Here is a 4,798-nt window from a genome sequence, read left to right as displayed (position 1 = left end):
TCCCAGGCGGTGCCAAACCGGAGACGACGATGACGAAACGGATCGGAACTGGCGCGGCCCTCGAGGACTTCACCCGCCGCGATTTCCTGGCCAGCAGCGCATTGACCGCCGCGCTGTTCACCGCCGCGCTGCTGCTCTTTCCCGTCGGCACCAAGACGGACGGCAAGGAGCCGGCAGTGACCGCGCACAGCGAGGTTTCGACCGGCACGCCGATGGCGCGTCGCTGACAATCGCGAACGAACAGACAAGAGCGGCGCCTCCCACGCCGCAAACCGGAGCCGACATGACTGCAATTCTCCCAGCCGCGCCCAGCCAGGAACCCAGGCAGGCGCTCGTGATGTCCACCATCGCCTTCACCGTCTGCTTCGCGGTGTGGACGATCTTCTCCATCATCGGCGTGCGCATAAAGCAGGAGCTTGGGCTGAGCGAGACGGAGTTCGGCCTGCTCATCGGCACGCCGATCCTCACCGGCTCGCTCGTGCGCATGCTGCTCGGCGTCTGGACCGATCGCTATGGCGGGCGGCTGGTCTACACCGCCGTCATGCTTTCGGCGGCGGTCGCGACCCTACTGCTCTCTTTTGCGCATACTTATGAGCAGATGCTGATCGCCGCGCTTGGCGTCGGTCTCGCCGGCGGCTCCTTCGCCGTCGGCGTCGCCTATGTCTCGCGCTTCTTCCCCGCCGGCAGGCAGGGCACGGCGCTCGGCATCTTCGGTGTCGGCAATGTCGGCGCCGCGGTCACCAAGTTCCTGGCGCCGCTCGTGCTGCTCGCCTGGGGCTGGCAGACGGTGGCGCAAATCTGGGCGGCGGCGCTCGTCGTCATGGCCGTCGTCTTCTGGTTTACCACCGGCGACGATCCGGTCATCCGCGAGCGCCGTGCCGGCAGGGCGGCACCGCCAAGGAGCTTCTGGCAGGAATTCGCGCCGCTGAAGAACCTGCAGGTGTGGCGCTTCGCCTTCTACTATTTCTTCGTCTTCGGCGCGTTCGTGGCGCTGTCGCTGTGGCTGCCGCGCTACCTGATCGGCGTCTATGGTTTCAACATCGCCACCGCCGGCATGATTGGGGCCGCCTATTCGATCCCGGCGAGCATCTTCCGTGCCTATGGCGGCGTGCTATCCGACCGCATCGGCGCCCGCACCGTGCTCTACTGGACCTTCACGGTCTGTGCCGTCGCGACTCTCGTTCTGTCTCTCCCCTCGGCAGACTACGTCGTGCGCGGCATCAGCGGGCCGATCGCCTTCCATTTCGAGATCGGCCCGCTCGCCTTCATCGCCGTCGCCTGCGTGCTCGGCTTCTTCATGAGCCTCGGCAAGGCCGCGGTCTACAAGCACATCCCGGTCTACTACCCGAAGAATGTCGGCGCGGTCGGCGGCATGGTCGGCATGATCGGCGGGCTCGGCGGCTTCGTCCTGCCGATCGCCTTCGGCGCGCTCAACGATCTCACCGGCGTCTGGTCGAGCTGCTTCATGCTGCTCTTCGTCATCGTCGTCGGCTGCCTTGCCTGGATGCACCTCAGCATCCGCCGCATGGAGCGCGCCTCGATGGCCGAGACGCCAGCCCTTTCCTACGCGGCCGAGTGAAACCGGAACGGATCAGCAATATGACCGAGAAACTCGTCATCATCGGCAACGGCATGGCCCCCGGGCGCATGCTGGAGCATCTCCTGGAAAAGGCGCCGGATCGCTACCAGGTCACCATCTTCAACGCCGAGCCGCGCGTGAACTACGACCGCATCATGCTGTCGCCGGTCCTGTCGGGCGAAAAGGCCTATGAAGAGATCATCATCCACGGCGACGGCTGGTACATCAAGCACGGCATCACGCTCTACAAGGGCCACAGAATAGTCGCCATCGACCGCGCGGCGAAGACCGTCACCTCCGATCATGGCGTGACGGAACCCTACGACAAGCTGGTCATCGCCACCGGCTCGGTGCCGTTCATCATCCCGGTGCCGGGCAACAACCTGCCGGGCGTGCTGACCTATCGCGATCTGGACGACGTCCGCGCCATGATGCTGGCCGCCCAGTCGCGGGCCAAGGCCGTGGTCATCGGCGGTGGCCTGCTCGGCCTGGAAGCCGCGGCCGGCCTGCAGGCGCAAGGCATGGACGTCACCGTGCTGCACGTCATGCCGACGCTGATGGAGCGTCAGCTCGATCCTGCCGCCGGCTACCTCCTGCAGCGCGCCGTGGAGGAGCGCGGCATCAAGGTGATCACCAAGGCCAACACCCAGGCCATCACCGGCAACGGCAAGGTCGAGCAGGTGGAGCTTGCCGACGGCACGATTATCCCGGCGACGCTGGTTGTCATGGCGGTCGGCATCCGGCCGAACGCGGCGCTGGCGAAGGAGGCGGGCATCGCCGTCAATCGCGGCATAGTCGTTGATGCCGGCATGCGCAGCAACGACCCCGACATCTTCGCGCTCGGCGAATGCGCCGAGGTCAACGGCATGGTTTACGGTCTGGTGGCGCCGCTCTACGAGATGGCGCGCGTGGCCGCCAGCCAGCTTGCCGGCGACGAGACGGCCGCCTTCGTGCATTCGGACACGCCGACCAAGCTCAAGGTCACCGGCATCGAGCTGTTCTCGCTCGGCGACTTCGCCGATGGCGACGACCGCCAGGAGATCGTGCTGCGCGATGCCTCGGCCGGCGTCTACAAGCGCCTGGTGCTGAAGGACGACCGCATCATCGGCACCGTGCTCTATGGCGAGACCGCCGATGGCGCCTGGTTCAACGACCTGAAGAAGAAGCAGACCGATATTTCGGAGATGCGCGACACGCTTATCTTCGGCCAGTCATACCAGGGGGGTGCCCCCCTGGACCCTATGGCGGCCGTTGCAGCCTTGCCGGATGATGCGGAAATCTGCGGCTGCAACGGCGTCTGCAAGGGCAAGATCACCGGTGCGATCACCGGCAAGGGCCTGACCTCGCTCGACGATGTCCGGGCGCATACCAAGGCGTCGGCTTCCTGCGGCTCTTGCACGGGGCTGGTCGAGAAGCTGATGGTGCTGACCCTCGGCGACACGTACAACCCGGCCGCCGTGCAGCCGATGTGCTCCTGCACCGCGCTCGGCCACGACGAGGTGCGCCGGCTGATCAAGGCCAAGGGACTGAAGACCATTCCGGCGGTGATGCAGGAGCTGGAGTGGAAGACCTCCTGCGGCTGCGCCAAATGCCGGCCGGCGCTCAACTACTATCTCGTCTGCGACTGGCCGGACGAATATGCCGATGACTACCAGTCGCGCTTCATCAACGAGCGTGTCCACGCCAACATCCAGAAGGACGGCACCTATTCGGTGGTGCCGCGCATGTGGGGCGGCGTCACCAGCGCCTCCGAACTGCGCGCCATCGCCGACGTCGTCGACAAGTTCGAGATCCCGATGGTCAAGGTCACCGGCGGCCAGCGCATCGATATGCTGGGCATCCGCAAGGAGGACCTGCCGGCGGTGTGGGCCGATCTCGGCCAGGCCGGTTTCGTCTCAGGCCATGCCTACGCCAAGGGCCTGCGCACGGTGAAGACCTGCGTCGGCTCCGACTGGTGCCGCTTCGGCACGCAGGATTCGACCGGCTTGGGCATCCGCATCGAGAAGTTCATGTGGGGCTCGTGGACGCCGGCCAAGGTGAAGATGGCGGTGTCAGGCTGTCCGCGAAACTGCGCCGAGGCGACCTGCAAGGATGTCGGCGTCATCTGCGTCGACAGTGGCTACGAGATCCATTTCGCCGGGGCGGCCGGCCTCGACATCAAGGGCACCGAGGTGCTCGGCCTGGTCAGGACCGAGGACGAGGCGCTGGAGCATATCGTGGCGCTGACGCAGATGTATCGCGAGCAGGCCCGCTATCTCGAGCGCATCTACAAATGGGCCAAGCGCGTCGGCATCGAGGAGATCAAGCGCCAGATCATGGACGACGGCGAAAAGCGCAGGGCTTACTACGAGCGCTTCGTCTTCTCCCAGAAATTCGCCCAGGTCGACCCGTGGTCGGAACGCGTTTCTGGCAAGGACAAGCACGAGTTCCGGCCGATGGCCTCGGTCGGGTTCGCGGAGGCGGCGGAATGATGGAGATGCTTGCGAATAGGATGTCGGTATCCGGTCGTACCAACCCCCTCTGGCCTGCCGGCCATCTCCCCCTCAAGTGGGGAGATCAGCAGCTTCGGCCTTGGCGCCCTTCCTCCAACCTTGGCGATTGGCGAAAGCAAGGCGGCTTGGGAATCTCCCCCCTTGAGGGGGAGATGGCCGGCAGGCCAGAACGGGTCGGATCAACCAGGCTCGACTTGCAGCAAAAGGCCCTCACTCAATGACCTGGATCGCTATAGGCACCATCACCGACATCCCCCGCCGTGGCGCGCGCTGCGTCGCCACCCCGCAAGGCAAGATTGCCGTCTTCCGCACCGCCGACGACGAAGTCTTCGCCATCGACGACCATTGCCCGCACAAGGGCGGGCCGCTCAGTCAGGGCATCGTCCATGGCGCCGCGGTGACGTGCCCGCTGCACAATTGGGTGATTTCGCTCGAGACCGGCAAGGCGCTCGGTGCCGACGAGGGCGGGGTGCGCACCATCCCGGTGAAGCGGGAAGGCGAGCGCCTGTTCCTGGCGCTGGAAGCGCTGGCCAGCCGCGCGGCCTGACCCCATGGAGATCGACGAAGCACGCGAGGTGAGGACCACCTGCCCCTATTGCGGGGTGGGCTGCGGCGTGCTGGCGAAGGTCGCCGCGCCGTTTGGGACGAGGCGCTCGACCTCGTCGCCTCGACCTTCTCGCAGACCATCGCCGAGCACGGTCCGGACGCGGTCGCTTTTTATGCTGTC

At 65.8% G+C, this 4,798-nt stretch carries 4 protein-coding genes and 1 pseudogene; all 5 read left to right on the top strand.

Translation table 11 applies throughout. The features are described from left to right. Positions 1-227: hypothetical protein (locus EN781_RS26160; RefSeq protein WP_245492658.1), on the top strand; the 227-nt coding region annotated here is incomplete at its 5' end. A 56-nt stretch (positions 228-283) separates the two neighbouring features. Beyond that, complete coding sequence (locus EN781_RS26155) at positions 284-1,579, top strand: nitrate/nitrite transporter (protein WP_126055002.1); 1,296 nt, start codon at positions 284-286, stop codon at positions 1,577-1,579. A gap of 20 nt (positions 1,580-1,599) precedes the next feature. Continuing rightward, positions 1,600-4,050, top strand: coding sequence for a nitrite reductase large subunit NirB (nirB, locus tag EN781_RS26150; RefSeq protein WP_126055001.1), 2,451 nt, complete (start codon positions 1,600-1,602; stop codon positions 4,048-4,050). Positions 4,051-4,288: 238 nt separating this feature from the next. Continuing rightward, the gene (gene nirD / locus EN781_RS26145; protein WP_126055000.1) at positions 4,289-4,618 is read left to right on the top strand and encodes a nitrite reductase small subunit NirD; all 330 of its coding nucleotides are present in this window, start codon (positions 4,289-4,291) and stop codon (positions 4,616-4,618) included. A gap of 4 nt (positions 4,619-4,622) precedes the next feature. Then, positions 4,623-4,798, top strand: a pseudogene (locus tag EN781_RS26140) (hypothetical protein); the annotation flags it as partial.

Source organism: Mesorhizobium sp. M4A.F.Ca.ET.090.04.2.1, assembly GCF_003999085.1.
GTDB lineage: Bacteria > Pseudomonadota > Alphaproteobacteria > Rhizobiales > Rhizobiaceae > Mesorhizobium.
The sequence above is the reverse complement of the archived record's forward strand: the minus strand, read 5'-3'. Positions and strand labels throughout refer to the sequence as shown.